Source organism: Bacillus cereus (genome assembly GCF_015071065.1).
GTDB classification, from domain to species: domain Bacteria; phylum Bacillota; class Bacilli; order Bacillales; family Bacillaceae_G; genus Bacillus_A; species Bacillus_A cereus_BA.
Genome location: NZ_VOVA01000002.1, coordinates 757,766 through 772,089, shown reverse-complemented (window position 1 = coordinate 772,089; position 14,324 = coordinate 757,766). Strand labels below are relative to the sequence as shown.

The following is a 14,324-nucleotide window of genomic DNA, read 5'->3' as shown; positions in this document are numbered from 1 at the left end:
CAGAACTCTATCCCGAATCATGGACTTTTTTAATTGTCCACGATTCGAGGTGAAGTTCAAATACATTAGTGGTTACCTTTTTTCTTATTATTTAGCTACGGCCTGATTTTCCTTTATATGTTCATTATTTTCTTTCATAAACTCTTCAATCTCTTCAACTTCTCTAATGATATCTTTTGACAAGTTTTCAAACCCATCTTTTGTTACAAGAATATCATCTTCAATTCGAATACCAATCGACTCTTCCTCAATGTAAAGGCCCGGTTCTATCGTAATAACCATACCTTCTTCTAATACTCTCTCTTTGTATGTACCTACATCATGAGTATCTAAACCAAGGAAGTGACTGACACCATGATAATAATATTTAGTTAATTCCTCGTCTTCTTGAATTAAACCAATTTCTTTACACTCTTCTGCTAGCACTTTTTTTGTATGCTCATTTAATGCAGCGAACTTTAATCCTGGCTTAATAAGTTCCGTTGTTTCTTTTAATGCTTTTAACACGATATTATATATTTGTTTTTGACGACTAGAGAATGTTCCACTAGCTGGGAATGTGTAACTAATATCAGCGTTGTAGTAGTCTTTTTGAGCACCTAAATCGAGCAGTACTAGATCACCTTGTCCCACTGTTGCATCATTATCTTCATAATGCAGTACAGTCGCATTTTTACCGCTCGCCAAAATTGTATGAAACGCATGATGTTTAATGCCAGATGATTTCAGCGTAAAATCAAAATGAGCTTCTAATTCATATTCCATCACATTTGCTTTTGCATGCTTGAGTACGTTGTAAATCCCCTCTTTAGTAACAGCAATAGCTTCTTTAATGATTTCAATTTCTTCCTCTGTTTTAAACACTCGTAATTCACAAATGTTTGGGTATACATTCCCAATTGTTATGTGCGGGTACTTTTCTCTTACGTGGTTAGCAAACGCTAACGTTTTCGTCTCAGTACCGTTCCACTCACGAAGTTCCAAGTCTAAATTCACTTGTTTCACATTTTCTGTGAAAAGTGTATTTGCCATTGTCTTTTCAAAGCTTTCTATATATACAACTTTTTTTATACCTGAAATTTGTTCTGCATCTTCTTTAGAAACTGTTTTTCCAACCCACTTTTCAAGCACTGGATCTGATTTTTCAATGAAGAGAGTCTCTTCTACACTATTCCCAAACTTTTTTAACATGAAAATAACATTAGGTTCATCGATTCCTGTTAAGTAGTAAAAATTACGATTCGGCACAAATTTATAATGTGCGTCTGCCGACATATGAGGTGCCTGTCCAGCAAATAAAATAGTAATAGATTCCTCTGGTAATGTTTTCGTTAGTCGTTCTCTATTTTGAGCAAAAAATGTTGATTTCATAATAATCCCCCTTGCGTTATATGTATGGCTTTTCAAACTAATTATCCAATACAATTCATTCTATTATTGTTATAATTTTTCGTCAATTGATAGTGTTCATATAGAAGATAAAACTTTCATTAATGAGTTTCTTACCGCGCATATATGTGGGATAAAATCTCCATCACTATTCCTTTTCACTCGAAATTATGCATACCACTCCACAATTTCTTGACATTTATTCCATATACTTAAAATCTCATACATATAGGAAAGGAGCCTACAAACGTGAAACATTACGTAGGACTAGCCATTACTTCATTATTTATAATTACAGGATGCTCTAACAATGTAGAAACACAACCAGTAAAAAAAGAAACAGTTCAATCTCAGCCAAAAAATAAACAAACTGCAACTGCAGTTCCATCAAACCTCTATAAAGAAATTACATCTGGAAAAATCGAGCACATTCATGGAATTGGCTATGCTGGAAATATGCCCGGGATTTCTATCGCCACTCATAGCGGTATAAAAGTTTTTCAAAATGGCAAATGGCTTGAAACGACTACACAGCTACACGATTATATGGGATTTCAAGCAACGAAGAACGGATTCTTTGCCAGTGGGCATCCTGAACCAGGTGCAAATTTAAAAAATCCTTTAGGGTTAATGAAAAGTTCTGACGGCGGAAACACCCTTGAAAAACTAGCTTTTTATGGAGAATCTGATTTTCATAATCTTGCTGTCGGATATAATACAGAAATGATTTATTTATATAACGAGCGTCCAAATTCTAAATTACAACAAGGTTTTTATTTCAGTACGAACAACGGACAAGAATGGAAAAATAGTAAGTTAAAAGGCCTATCAAGTACAATCCATGCATTTTCAGTACACCCGAATCAATCTAGTGTAGTCGCAGTAAGTGCTAAAGATGGCGTTTATTTATCTACAGATTACGGAAACACATTTGAACTATTCTCTAAATCACTTGAATCAACCGCAGTTACATTAAGTAATGAAGATGTTATTTATGCCTCTATCAATAAACAAAATGAGCAAATAGTAACGAAGAAATCGATCGCTACAAACGAAGAGACGAACATACAAGTTCCATCTTTAGATCCTAAAGATACAATTATGTATATTTCACAAAACCCTCAAAATTCATCTAAAATGGTATTTGCTACAATGAAAGCAAATGTATTTCTTTCTACGGATGACGGTAAAACGTGGAAGCAGATTACTAAAAATGGAACATTACAATATAGCTAGTTAGAAAGGTGAATATAACGTGTTTTCAACAATTAGTGAATGGAGTTATCAAATCATGTCTCCTTTAATGGATGTCGCGAATGCTACGAAATCAGCGCCTCTTTTATTTGCGTTTTTATTAGGCATAGTAGGTACCCTTGCTCCATGCCAATTAACAGGAAACATTAGCGCTATTACACTTTATGGAAATCACTCTTTACAAAAGGGACATGCCTGGAAACATATACTGTTATTCATTTTAGGAAAAGTAATAGCTTTTACGACGCTTGGACTATTAGTATGGGTGTTAGGAAAAGAGATTCAACAAATATTAACTTTATATTTCCCATGGCTACGCAAACTGATCGGACCTTTATTAATTTTAATGGGTCTAATATTATCAGGCATTATAACAGGAAGAAATTCCCTCTCCACCATCTTCCCTATCAAATTTATACGAAAACAAAGTGAAGTCAGCTCATTTTTGCTTGGGTTCTTCTTTTCGTTAGCTTTCTGCCCTACTATGTTCGTTCTATTTTTCGGAACGTTAGTCCCTTTATCTTTCTCATATAATTATGGGTATTTGTTTCCGACATTCTTTTCGATAGGGACTGCTCTGCCTATTGTTGTACTAATGTTCATCATCTCCTATCTTGGATTAAATGGGGCATTACTGAAAAAGAGCCGAAAAATAGGAAAAAGTATTCAGCGTATGGCTGGTGTTCTACTTATTTTAATCGGACTTTATGATACTGCTCTATATTGGTAATACATACAAAAGGTAAGCTTCAGTGAAATGAGCTTACCTTTTGTATCACTTTATTCCTTTTTCTTCTGTTGTAGTTGAGCTAATAAATTCGTAACAAACTCCAGAAACAGCGTATCATTTTCTTTTTTAGGTGACCATTGCATAATAAGTTGTCGTGGGATTTTAATTTCTATCGGTTGTACGATGAAGTCATTAATAATTTGTTTATGAAGTCCTGATAACGGAACGATTGTTATACCATTAACTTGTAAAGCAAGTGCTAATGCCGAACTAATTGTCTCTGATTCCATCACTTTATTAACTACTATTTCATTTTTCATCAAATATGGTTCAAGTACTTCTTTACAACCAGACAGCGGCATAATAAAAGGATAATTTTTTATATCATTAATAGTAAGGTTAGGTGGAACAGACTTTGAAGAAACCATAACATACGGATCTTCACCAATGACATCATAATGAAATCCTGGTATTAAATTTTCTTTTATCGAAATAGAAAAATCTGCACTTCCAGCAGACAACCAATCTAAAACTTCTTGATAACTTCCCTCTCGAACTGCAAGTACATACTGATTTTGATCAAAATTACCTAATTCGATACACTCCGCCAAACAATATACAGTAACTGAGGGATATGTAGCTAGTACAATCTTATAAAAACTTTTATTTTTCAATTTTAAAGCTGTTTCTTCAAGATTTTCATACTCAATTAGAAGTCGATCTACACAAACTAAAAATCCCCTTCCATTTTCAGTTAAAACCGTTCCTTGTCTAGAGCGATCAAATAATGTTATCGCATATCGTTTCTCTAATTTGTTTATGATATGAGTAATAGCTGGCTGTGTCATATGTAATTCCTTGGCTGCTAAACTTATGCTGTTCAAACGAGCCACATATTTAAAAACTTTAAAATCAAAAACGTTCATTCTGTTCTCCTTATATAAAAGATATTTATATCATCTATAAATAACCTTCATTATATTTATCAAACTACTTCCTATACACTAAGTATACAGCATCAATATTACGAAAAAATAAAGCATATAAACATTAGAGGAGTGTTGATTAAATGAGTACTTACGTTTTAGTACATGGAGCATGGCAAGGTGAATGGGCATGGGAATTAGTGAAACCTCAATTAGAGGCTTTAGGTCACACAGTTGTTACACTAGATTTACCTGGAAGCGGAAAAGATATGACTCCCTCCCAAAATGTAACGTTAGATTCCTATGTTGATGCAGTAACCGATATTATAAATCAACAAAACGAAAATGTTATTCTCGTTGGACATAGTATGGGCGGCATTGTTATTACACAAACAGCTGAATATATACCAAATAAAATCGATAAATTAGTTTATCTTTGCGCATTCTTACCACAAAACGGAGAAAGTCTTGGTAGTAAATTAGACGGTGAAGCTGGTCCACAATTCTCTATAAATGAGAATGACATGACTGCAGAACTTATACCAGAGTTGACTGAACAAACATTTTTAAATGCTACAGAAGACGAAGCGATTAAAGAAGCTTCTTTCAAAAAAATGCGCCCTCAGCCACTAAGACCGTTTCAACAAGAGCTAAAAATTTCTGAAGAAAACTTCGGAACTATAGATCGCATTTATATTGAAACAACTCTAGATAGAGCGATTCCAATTGATTTTCAGCGCCGAATGAATACAGAAACTCCTTGCACGAAAATAATTACTTTGGAAGCTGATCATTCACCATTCTTTTCTAAAACAACAGAACTTGTTAATTACTTAAATGAATTAAGCTAAATTTCATTTAATAAAAATAGACACCTGCGGGTGTCTATTTATTATGCTAACTAGAAATTGTCTTCGCTTCCTCTACATTTGCATTCCCTTTTGCTTCATCTCCCACTTTTTATACAGTAGTACTGCCCCAAATAAGAATACCCCCGCAATGAATGAACCTACTGGTAACATTTTTATCATTTCATCAGGAAATACGAGTGGAAGTAAGGGAAATGCATAAGCTGCTGGAATACGTACACCAACGATTTTTAACAAAATGAGCATCAATATCATATTTAATAAAGTAACTACAATCCATGAATCGATTGCAAAGTACAATAAAGTTCCAACAGTTGCCGATATAGTTAATACTAGTATTTGTTTAAATGCCATTTTTTCATTGTACATCGGTTTTTGAAGCGATTCATACACAACAACTAGTATTGGCGGAATAACCGCTAATTGTTCATAACCAGTGATCCAACATATACTTATCCATACAAAATTTAGTATTAAAAATACAACCATATATTTATATTGTATCTTCACTTTTCTCTCAAGACCGTTATTCAGTTTAAATATAAGAACACCTAGCATCAATATGAATGTCAAAATAAAGACCGATATAACAAATGACCATTCAGTCGCATTTGTTACTAATGGTAATAAACCAGTTGCAATTGACGGTGCTAAATTGGATTGAATAACACGTAAAAACAACATCATTAATATAAGTATTAAGCTAACTTTTCCTATATAGGAAATATCCATTTGATTTACTGCAAAACCAATAACAGCTGTTATTGACGGCGCAATAAAGATTTTTTCTGGCTGTCTTAGCCAGCCCGGCTCACGATATGCCCATAAAGCTATTGCCATCGCAGCTATTTCCGGCAAAATTACTTCTGGATCATCTAATAGTACACCTGCTGTAACCATTGCTAAAATAAATAGAATTGCAATGCTATATGAAAGAATTGTCTCTTTCCTTGAAATTACTGAATCCATTATTACATACTCCTTTTTATTATCTCTTTTCATTGTGATTGTATAAATACGGTCAATACAAAAAACTTTATATACCCTACTTAGGTATTGTATACAAATAATTTTCATATTTCAAGTATTACTTATCTACTTAGTTTCTCCATACTATCTTATATAAAGTATAAAGAGTTGACTTTTTACGGGCATTGACACCTTATAAAAGATAGGTTAAAATAACTATAAATTAGTAAGTTACTAATTTAAAATAAAAAACTTTTCGAGGTGAAAGAAATGAAAAACATTTTATTCCGTATTAATGAATTAGCAAAAATAGAAAGAACTTTAGGATTAAATAGTGCAGAAAAACAAGAGCAACAAACACTAAGAAAAAGCTATACGAAAGAATTCCGCGGAAGTTTAGATTCCATTTTACTAAATACAACAATTGTAGATTCTAGCGGCGAGAACGTTACGCCTATTGCTTTACAGCATGCCCAAGACCGTTTGAAATTTACCAAATGAGCTCCGCACTAAAGCATTTCAATAAAACATAAAAAGAGCTGAAATTCCTATATAGAAATTCCAGCTCTTTTTATTGTCTTTTCTAATTTAGTATACGAGCGATACATAGCAATTCTCCACGATACGATCATCGCAAAGGCAAGTAAGAAAAACATCCCACTTAATTGCGTCAAATCAATCGATTGACTTAAATATGATTTTAATGCTACCCGTACAGCTAATAAACCAACTAAAATAAATATGAACGCTTTTGACGGTTTCATATATATATCTTTGCCTCTTATTTCAAACTTAGTTGTTTTAATAAGAAATATAGAGAAAATAAGTCCTACGGTAATTGCTTCTACTATCTCTAATGATGTTAACCGAAACTCTGGTAAGAAGTACATCATAGCACCAGTACTCATAAAAAATGGTGGTAATATAATTTTCTTTTTCGTTACCGGTTTTTTTGCTGACTTAAAGCGAAGAAACATTACTCCAACGGCCATACAAACTGCCACGATACTTGATAAAAGTGCTACATTATTCATATTCTCCACTCCTATCTATTTAAAAGACTTTTTAAGCAAAATCATAAACCAAACGAGCCCTACACTTATAATGACATGAGCTAATCCAGTCATATGGCTTAAACCGTTAAAGTCAGTTCCGTTTACTTGTAGAAGACCTCTAAATACCATTGTAGCAATAGTAAAAATTAGTCCTATATTATAAACAACAAACCATGCACGAAAACTTTTTGTTTCTTGCATTTGAAATACTTTAAATAAAGCGAAAGCGACCAAAAAGAATACGAAGCCGAGCACTAATACGTGTGTATGCACTAATTGCAACATAGTGGATCCTTTAATTCCTTGCGCTTTTGTATACTCTCTAGCAAATACACCTGATAATAAACCAATGATTAAGTAAATGAATGCTGCATTATATAATTTCTTCATTATATTCCTCCTGCTGTAGAACGACAATTAATATCGTCACTTTCCATATTCACTGCAATCATTTTACGCAAAGTATATGAACGGAATATGAACAGAGTATTACATTGTTAGTTTTGCGTTTTATTCTTTGAAAATAAAAAAGGCCATTCCACAACTATTAATTGTGGAATGGCCTTTTAACTTATTTTAAATCTTCAATTGAGAAGGCACCAGGCAATAACTGCTCTACAGTCACTTCTTTTTCATCGCCTTTTACATTCGTTAGTAAAACTGGCATTTTCGGATCACAAAATTCAGCAATAACTTGTCTACAAGCACCGCATGGTGAAATCGGTCCGTCCGTTTCTCCTGTAATAACTAAGTAACTAAAGTCACGCTCACCTTCTGATACCGCTTTAAAGATTGCTGTTCTTTCTGCACAGTTACATAAACCGTAAGAAGCATTTTCTATATTGCAACCAGTATAGATTTTACCTTCTTTCGTAACTAATGCTGCACCAACGGGAAATTTCGAATACGGAATATATGCTTTTGATAACATCTTATTTGCTTCTTCAATATATTTTTTCTTATCCATATTATTTCCTCCTCAAAGTAAATGTAATGATGATTAATCAGTAATAACTGTATGAACTAATTTAGGAGCCACTGCTGTTTCAGAGATAGAAATGTTTTCATAAATTTTTTCTTTTACATCTTCTACATTTTCGCGATTTGCATAAATCGTTACGAATGGCTCGCCTTCTTTTACTGCGTCGCCAACTTTTTTACGTAACATTAAACCTACAGCTAAATCAATTTCATCTTCCTTCGTTGCACGACCTGCACCAAGTAACATAGCTGCGATACCGATTTCATCTGCAACAATGTTTGAAATAACACCTGAAGTTTTTGCAGGTACATCAATTATATACTTCGCTTGTGGCATTTTTTCTGGATTGTCTACAATCGAGCTATCTCCGCCTTGATTGCTTAAGAACTCTTTAAATTTCTCAGTTGCTTTTCCGTTTTTCATAACTTCAATTAACATTTCACGAGCTTCTTCTAATGTATTAGCTTTTTTCGCAAGTACAACCATTTGACTTCCTAATACAAGTACTAATTCTGTTAAATCTTCTGGACCTTCACCTTTTAAAGTATCAATTGCTTCCTTCACTTCAAGAGCATTACCAATCGCAAAACCAAGTGGTTGTGACATATCTGAAATAACTGCCATCGTTTGACGTCCAACATTATTTCCGATACGTACCATTGCATGAGCTAATTCTTTTGCATCTTCTTCTGTTTTCATAAATGCACCAGCACCTGTTTTTACATCAAGTACGATCGCATCAGCACCAGCTGCAATTTTTTTACTCATAATTGAACTTGCAATTAGAGGAATCGAGTTTACTGTTCCTGTTACATCACGAAGCGCATAGATTTTTTTATCAGCAGGTGTTAAGTTTCCTGTTTGTCCGATAACAGCCACTTTATCACGGTTTACAATATCAATGAATTGCTCTTTTGTAATTTCAACGTGGAATCCTTCCACTGCTTCTAATTTGTCAATTGTTCCGCCCGTATGTCCTAAACCACGACCAGACATTTTTGCTACTGGTACATCTAAAGCAGCAACTAATGGTCCTAATACTAATGTTGTTGTATCACCAACACCGCCAGTTGAATGCTTATCTACTTTAATGCCTTCAATTGCTGATAAGTCGATAGTTTCTCCAGACTCAACCATTGCCATTGTTAAATCTGCACGTTCACGATCTGTCATATCTTTAAAGAAGATTGCCATTGCAAGTGCACTCGCTTGATAATCAGGAATACTTCCGTCTGTATATCCATTAATAAAGAATTTGATTTCTTCAGTCGTTAATTCTTTACCGTCACGTTTTTTCGCAATAATATCTACCATTCTCATTACAATCACCATTCCTTTTCATATTATATAAATCTATTAAAATAATAAGCCAACGATTGTTGCTGATAAGAAACTTACTAATGTTGCACCGAAAAGTAATTTCAAACCAAACCTTGCGACTACATTCCCTTGTTTTTCATTTAAGCTTTTCACCGCTCCTGCAATAATTCCAATTGAAGAGAAGTTTGCAAATGACACTAGGAATACAGATATAATCGCTGTCGTTCTAGCTGAGAAATTAAAGTTTCCTTGTGCTAAATCTGTCATAGCTACAAATTCATTTGATACAAGTTTCGTCGCCATAATATTGCCGGCATTAACTGCTTCATGCCATGGAACACCCATAATAAATGCAAATGGTGCAAATACATAACCAAGGATTTCTTGGAATGAGATACCGATTACACCTTTAAATACTGCATTAATGAATGCGATAAGAGCAACGAAACCAATTAACATAGCTGCTACTGTAATCGCAACTTTAAATCCATCTATAATATATTCCCCTAATACTTCAAAAAAGGTCTTTTTCTCTTCCTCTTGTACTTCTAACATATCTTCTTCTTCAGTAACTTCGTACGGGTTAATGATAGAAGCAATAATGAAGCCCCCGAATAAGTTAAGCACTAAAGCGGTTACAACATATTGCGGTTTTAATAACACCATGTATGATCCAACGATAGACATAGATACTGTAGACATTGCAGATGCACATAATGTATACATTCTTTTCTCTGGCAATAATCCTAGTTGTTTCTTAACTGAAATAAACACTTCAGATTGTCCTAAAATCGCAGAAGCTACCGCGTTATATGATTCTAGTTTCCCCATTCCATTTACTTTACTTAATGCTAGACCGATAGATTTCACAATAATAGGTAATACTTTAATATGTTGCAAAATACCTATTAAAGCTGAAATAAATACGATTGGCATTAATACACTTAAAAAGAATGAAAACTCTTTTTGATTTACTAATCCACCAAATACGAAATTCACACCATCAGCGGCATATTTTAATAACTCTCCAAAGCCATCTGCTATTCCGCTAATTAATATATTCCCTACACTTGTATTTAATAGTAAAAACCCCAAAATGAATTGTAATATAACCATCGTTATGATTGGACGATATTTGACTTTCTTTCTATCATTACTAGCAAGCCAAGCGATACCTAAAATCAATACGAGGCCAAAAATACCGATTAAGTATTTCATAAGCCGTCTTCTCCCTTCGTATCCGCTTACATTTTTTTCAATTATTAAAGCAATAGATACACTACACTTTGTGTATCTATTGCTTTTTACTTCATTAGTGATTAGTAGTTATCTGTAGCACCTTTTGCATCATTTAATACGATTGCAACACTAGCACTTGCTCCAACGCGAGAAGCTCCAGCCTCTACCATTTTGTCTGCATCTTCACGTGTACGAACGCCGCCAGATGCTTTCACGCCAACATTTGGTCCAACTGTTTTACGCATTAATGCGATATCTTCTGCAGTTGCTCCGCCAGTTGAGAATCCAGTTGAAGTTTTTACGAAATCAGCTCCAGCTTTAACTGATAATTCACAAGCACGAACTTTTTCTTCATCTGTTAATAGGCAAGTTTCAATGATTACTTTTACAAGAGCTTTTCCTTTTGCTGCTTGTACTACTTCATAAATATCTTTTTCAACGAACTCATTGTCGCCATCTTTTAAAGCACCTACGTTGATTACCATATCAACTTCAGTTGCACCTTTTGCGATAGCATCTTTTGTTTCGAATGCTTTTGTTTCAGTAGTGCTTGCTCCTAATGGGAAACCGATTACAGTACAAACGTCTACATCATGTCCAGCTAATTCTTCAGCAGCTAACTTTACCCATGTAGGATTAATACAAACTGAAGCGAATTTATATTCCTTTGCTTCTTCGATTACTTTCATAACATCTTCTTTAGTTGAATTTGGTTTTAAAATTGTATGGTCAATTAACTTTGCAATGTTCATTATCTTCACTCCTTATATCTTTTAACAACTTCATTCTAACTCTTAGTTGAACAAATGTAAATACACTTTTGAAATTTTGTTCATTCTTTTTTAGAAGGGAATTTTTTGTAATACATTGAAAGTAGTATAAGCTTGTAAATAAAGGATGTGAACCCCTTGTTTAAGTCAAAATTCTTTATATTCACATTGCTAGTATGCACCTCACTATCCATATTTATTTTTTATAAAAGGGATGTTATTTTCCAAGAAGGAAACCCCATTCCATTTGCTTTAGCTATGTCTAAGATGGTTATTCAAGATAAAAAAATGGTGGAAGTAGAACCGATAGATAATCAATACCCCTACTTAGTAAAGCGCAGAAAAATGGAACCTTTTATCGATATGATGGAGCAAGATGGATGGACTTTTGTAGATAGAGATATTATGGCTAACTCACTAATTTTTGAAAAAGGAGATCAATCAAAGAGCGTTCCTTACAAATACTTTACAAGGTACTACACCTTGATTTATTCATACTAAAATAGAAGGCCCTCTCAAAATAATACCGTTGAGAGAGCCTTCTATTTCTAACCTTTTTGATAATGTAACAATTCCTTCGCCGTATGCTGATCGATAATTAATACATTTGCATACCCACCGCGTAACGCACCATCAATTGCTTTTACTTTTCTATTACCACCTGCAACTAAAATAGAACGCTTCTTTAACTTTAACTCTTCTAACTCAATTCCAATTGTACGCTTATTAATTTCTTCGCTACTAATATTTCCGTCTCCATCAAAGAAACGTGAACAAATGTCACCGACAGCTTGTTTTTTCAGAATGTTCGTTTCATCCTTATCGAAATATCCTAATCGGAATAATAACGCTTCATCACGCACTGTTCCAACAGTGAAAATTGCAATATTTGCTTGTTTCCCCATTTCAATAATGTGATGAATATGTCGATCCTGCTCTACTAACTCTTTGGTCACCGCATTATCAAATATAACTGGGAGCGGTAAATTTCTTGGTGTCGTTTGAAAAGCCTCCGCAAATAAAGCAATCGTCTCATTCGCATATGTATTTACACTTGAGTGACTAATGCCACCTTTTAATTGGACAACCTCTACTCCTTTTACATGTTGCGGCACGATTTTTCTAGCGATTTCATACATCGTCATTCCCCAGCTTACACCAACGATATCACCAGTTTTAACTGTCTTTTCCATGTACTCAGCAGCATATTTACTAATATACTCTGTAATCGTTGCATATTCTGGCACTGGAGAAAATACGACATGCGCTTCTAACAGGTTGTACTTTTCTTTCAGTAAATTCCCCACGTTATCTAAATCAGCAAATGGATCAGCTATACTAATTTGAACAAATCCTTTTTCTTTCGCGTACTTTAATAATCTAGAAATCGTCGGTCTTGAAATATTTAATTTGTTAGCAATTTCTTGCTGACTATAATCTGATTGATAATATAATCTTGCAACTTCAACACTTAATTGTTGTTTATCCTTATCCATAGTAACTCATTACAAATCCTTTCCTGTATTTCCCTTTCGTTACAAGCATTATACAGCTTTATGCAAGAAATTTCGACTACCGAATTCTATCCACCTAAACTTCTACCTCAATTAGTATATACAGTGAAACTTTAATCATTGGTGTTTCCCTCCTACATACAGATTATGTTCCACAAATAGAAGGCGTGACGAAATAAACAGCGGAACTAGTCCACTGTTTATTTCGTCACGCCTTCATGTAATTTTTCTGTATAATCCTTTACATCTTTCCAGCTATCTTTCGCTGTATTTAAATCTTCTTTTATAAAGGTAAATTCTTCAGGACTGATTCCTTTTACGTTTTGTAGTAAATTATTATATTTTGCACCTACTGTATACCATTGATTTGATATATTTTGCAACGCTGTAATTGCTGCATCAATTGTTTCTGTCATGTTTGTTGTTTTATTTTTTACATCTGTTAAAATTGCCACTTCTGCTTGTGCTCCTGAAATTCTATTCTTTAAACTGGCTATTTCTCGCTCTGCATTTGCGATATCTTTTTTCGCAATCGCAATCATCGGCCCGCCAGCAAGACATGTTATTAGCGCTACGCAAAGTACACCACCAGCGATAACCATATCATTACTCTTTTTAATCGAATCATTATATGTATTTATTTGTTGCTCTAAAGCTGGAATCCCAGCATTCGTACTCGCCAAAATCGAGGTTAATTGATTCGTATCCTCTTTAAAACTATTTGTGTCTTTCGCCATTCTATCGCGAAAAGCTTTCAAATTCCCTAATAGTACATCTACCTCATTTTGATTCTTTAAAATATCCGCATACAACTTTTCTAAATCCGCTTTTAATTTACCGCTATCCTTTTGATCAATCGCTGCTAGCATGTCATTATAATACGCTTGAAAAATATTATTGTAATTAATAATATTTTGATCCGTTTTCATAATTTGAGGCTTCATATTATTTAACCAATACGCCGCATTAATTTTTGCATCTCTTTGGTGCTGAATCATATTTCCTTTAAACTCACCATTAATCGAACTTATTTTACTCAAATCAGTCTCTTGCTGATTTTGAATTAATTTTGCATATGAATCCATTGCGAATATGCTCGATGTCGTTTGCGCCATTACATCTTGGAATCCTGCTGGACCGAGAGAATAATTTTTTGCATTTTCTTGTAATGTTTTTACGTTTTGTTCCGCTGCGAAAGGATGTAAAGGAAACGCATTACTCGTCGCCACTCCAGTAATCATTATCGTTAAAAGGCATTTTTTATAGAAATTATTACGCATACTTATCACCTATTCTTTTTATGAGGA

16 protein-coding genes are annotated in these 14,324 nt (G+C 33.9%); 5 read left to right on the top strand and 11 right to left on the bottom strand.

The window, feature by feature from the left end:
* Window positions 1–87: 87 nt before the first annotated feature.
* Window positions 88–1,371 carry an aminopeptidase P family protein gene (locus tag FT637_RS10020; protein WP_193646125.1) on the bottom strand — a complete coding sequence of 428 codons (1,284 nt, stop codon included), beginning with the start codon at window positions 1,369–1,371 and terminating at the stop codon, window positions 88–90.
* 267 nt (window positions 1,372–1,638) lie between these two features.
* On the opposite strand from FT637_RS10020, the gene FT637_RS10015 reads away from it, so the two are divergent.
* Window positions 1,639–2,625, top strand: a complete 987-nt coding sequence (locus FT637_RS10015) for a F510_1955 family glycosylhydrolase (protein WP_193646124.1) — start codon at window positions 1,639–1,641, stop codon at window positions 2,623–2,625.
* Window positions 2,626–2,644: 19 nt separating this feature from the next.
* Entirely contained in the window at window positions 2,645–3,373 is a 729-nt protein-coding gene (locus FT637_RS10010) for a sulfite exporter TauE/SafE family protein (protein ID WP_319805944.1), read from the top strand.
* A gap of 50 nt (window positions 3,374–3,423) precedes the next feature.
* Here FT637_RS10010 and FT637_RS10005 read toward each other — a convergent pair whose 3' ends face one another.
* Complete coding sequence (locus FT637_RS10005) at window positions 3,424–4,299, bottom strand: LysR family transcriptional regulator (protein ID WP_193646123.1); 876 nt, start codon at window positions 4,297–4,299, stop codon at window positions 3,424–3,426.
* A gap of 143 nt (window positions 4,300–4,442) precedes the next feature.
* Here FT637_RS10005 and FT637_RS10000 point away from each other — a divergent pair, with 143 nt between their 5' ends.
* Window positions 4,443–5,150 (top strand): alpha/beta fold hydrolase, encoded by a 708-nt coding sequence (locus FT637_RS10000; protein WP_193646122.1) that lies wholly within the window; start codon window positions 4,443–4,445, stop codon window positions 5,148–5,150.
* Between the two features lie 72 nt (window positions 5,151–5,222).
* Here the strand turns inward: FT637_RS10000 and FT637_RS09995 are convergent, their stop codons facing one another.
* On the bottom strand, window positions 5,223–6,137 hold the full coding sequence (locus tag FT637_RS09995) for an HPP family protein (protein ID WP_193646121.1): 915 nt from the start codon (window positions 6,135–6,137) through the stop codon (window positions 5,223–5,225).
* Between the two features lie 270 nt (window positions 6,138–6,407).
* On the opposite strand from FT637_RS09995, the gene FT637_RS09990 reads away from it, so the two are divergent.
* Entirely contained in the window at window positions 6,408–6,638 is a 231-nt protein-coding gene (locus FT637_RS09990) for a DUF896 domain-containing protein (protein WP_193646120.1), read from the top strand.
* A gap of 47 nt (window positions 6,639–6,685) precedes the next feature.
* On the opposite strand, the gene FT637_RS09985 is transcribed toward FT637_RS09990, so the two are convergent.
* From FT637_RS09985 to deoC, 6 genes are all read right to left on the bottom strand, one after another.
* Window positions 6,686–7,171 (bottom strand): CcdC family protein, encoded by a 486-nt coding sequence (locus tag FT637_RS09985; RefSeq protein ID WP_193646119.1) that lies wholly within the window; start codon window positions 7,169–7,171, stop codon window positions 6,686–6,688.
* A gap of 15 nt (window positions 7,172–7,186) precedes the next feature.
* Window positions 7,187–7,582 carry a DUF2871 domain-containing protein gene (locus tag FT637_RS09980; protein ID WP_193646118.1) on the bottom strand — a complete coding sequence of 132 codons (396 nt, stop codon included), beginning with the start codon at window positions 7,580–7,582 and terminating at the stop codon, window positions 7,187–7,189.
* A gap of 181 nt (window positions 7,583–7,763) precedes the next feature.
* Entirely contained in the window at window positions 7,764–8,159 is a 396-nt protein-coding gene (locus FT637_RS09975; protein ID WP_000358532.1) for a cytidine deaminase, read from the bottom strand.
* A gap of 33 nt (window positions 8,160–8,192) precedes the next feature.
* Entirely contained in the window at window positions 8,193–9,494 is a 1,302-nt protein-coding gene (locus FT637_RS09970) for a pyrimidine-nucleoside phosphorylase (protein ID WP_193646117.1), read from the bottom strand.
* A 36-nt stretch (window positions 9,495–9,530) separates the two neighbouring features.
* Window positions 9,531–10,712: a NupC/NupG family nucleoside CNT transporter gene (locus tag FT637_RS09965; protein WP_193646116.1), complete on the bottom strand. Its 1,182-nt coding sequence runs from the start codon at window positions 10,710–10,712 to the stop codon at window positions 9,531–9,533.
* Between the two features lie 101 nt (window positions 10,713–10,813).
* Window positions 10,814–11,485: a deoxyribose-phosphate aldolase gene (gene deoC, locus FT637_RS09960; RefSeq protein ID WP_193646115.1), complete on the bottom strand. Its 672-nt coding sequence runs from the start codon at window positions 11,483–11,485 to the stop codon at window positions 10,814–10,816.
* Between the two features lie 156 nt (window positions 11,486–11,641).
* Here deoC and FT637_RS09955 point away from each other — a divergent pair, with 156 nt between their 5' ends.
* Entirely contained in the window at window positions 11,642–12,004 is a 363-nt protein-coding gene (locus tag FT637_RS09955) for a hypothetical protein (protein ID WP_193646114.1), read from the top strand.
* Window positions 12,005–12,051: 47 nt separating this feature from the next.
* Here the strand turns inward: FT637_RS09955 and FT637_RS09950 are convergent, their stop codons facing one another.
* Together FT637_RS09950 and FT637_RS09945 are read right to left on the bottom strand one after the other, a co-directional pair.
* The gene (locus FT637_RS09950) at window positions 12,052–12,999 is read right to left on the bottom strand and encodes a sugar-binding transcriptional regulator (RefSeq protein WP_193646113.1); all 948 of its coding nucleotides are present in this window, start codon (window positions 12,997–12,999) and stop codon (window positions 12,052–12,054) included.
* A gap of 218 nt (window positions 13,000–13,217) precedes the next feature.
* Complete coding sequence (locus tag FT637_RS09945; protein ID WP_193646112.1) at window positions 13,218–14,297, bottom strand: HBL/NHE enterotoxin family protein; 1,080 nt, start codon at window positions 14,295–14,297, stop codon at window positions 13,218–13,220.
* Window positions 14,298–14,324 lie beyond the last annotated feature (27 nt).

What these genes read in the sequence shown, in the direction of transcription:
- FT637_RS09980 (WP_193646118.1), bottom strand. Translation starts at nt 7,582, where the DNA reads ATGAAGAAATTATATAATGCAGCATTCATTTACTTAATCATTGGTTTA.
- FT637_RS09975 (WP_000358532.1), bottom strand. Translation starts at nt 8,159, where the DNA reads ATGGATAAGAAAAAATATATTGAAGAAGCAAATAAGATGTTATCAAAA.
- FT637_RS09985 (WP_193646119.1), bottom strand. Translation starts at nt 7,171, where the DNA reads ATGAATAATGTAGCACTTTTATCAAGTATCGTGGCAGTTTGTATGGCC.
- FT637_RS09965 (WP_193646116.1), bottom strand. Translation starts at nt 10,712, where the DNA reads ATGAAATACTTAATCGGTATTTTTGGCCTCGTATTGATTTTAGGTATC.
- FT637_RS09990 (WP_193646120.1), top strand. Translation starts at nt 6,408, where the DNA reads ATGAAAAACATTTTATTCCGTATTAATGAATTAGCAAAAATAGAAAGA.
- FT637_RS09945 (WP_193646112.1), bottom strand. Translation starts at nt 14,297, where the DNA reads ATGCGTAATAATTTCTATAAAAAATGCCTTTTAACGATAATGATTACT.
- FT637_RS10020 (WP_193646125.1), bottom strand. Translation starts at nt 1,371, where the DNA reads ATGAAATCAACATTTTTTGCTCAAAATAGAGAACGACTAACGAAAACA.
- FT637_RS09950 (WP_193646113.1), bottom strand. Translation starts at nt 12,999, where the DNA reads ATGGATAAGGATAAACAACAATTAAGTGTTGAAGTTGCAAGATTATAT.
- FT637_RS09970 (WP_193646117.1), bottom strand. Translation starts at nt 9,494, where the DNA reads ATGAGAATGGTAGATATTATTGCGAAAAAACGTGACGGTAAAGAATTA.
- FT637_RS10005 (WP_193646123.1), bottom strand. Translation starts at nt 4,299, where the DNA reads ATGAACGTTTTTGATTTTAAAGTTTTTAAATATGTGGCTCGTTTGAAC.
- FT637_RS10000 (WP_193646122.1), top strand. Translation starts at nt 4,443, where the DNA reads ATGAGTACTTACGTTTTAGTACATGGAGCATGGCAAGGTGAATGGGCA.
- deoC (WP_193646115.1), bottom strand. Translation starts at nt 11,485, where the DNA reads ATGAACATTGCAAAGTTAATTGACCATACAATTTTAAAACCAAATTCA.
- FT637_RS09995 (WP_193646121.1), bottom strand. Translation starts at nt 6,137, where the DNA reads ATGGATTCAGTAATTTCAAGGAAAGAGACAATTCTTTCATATAGCATT.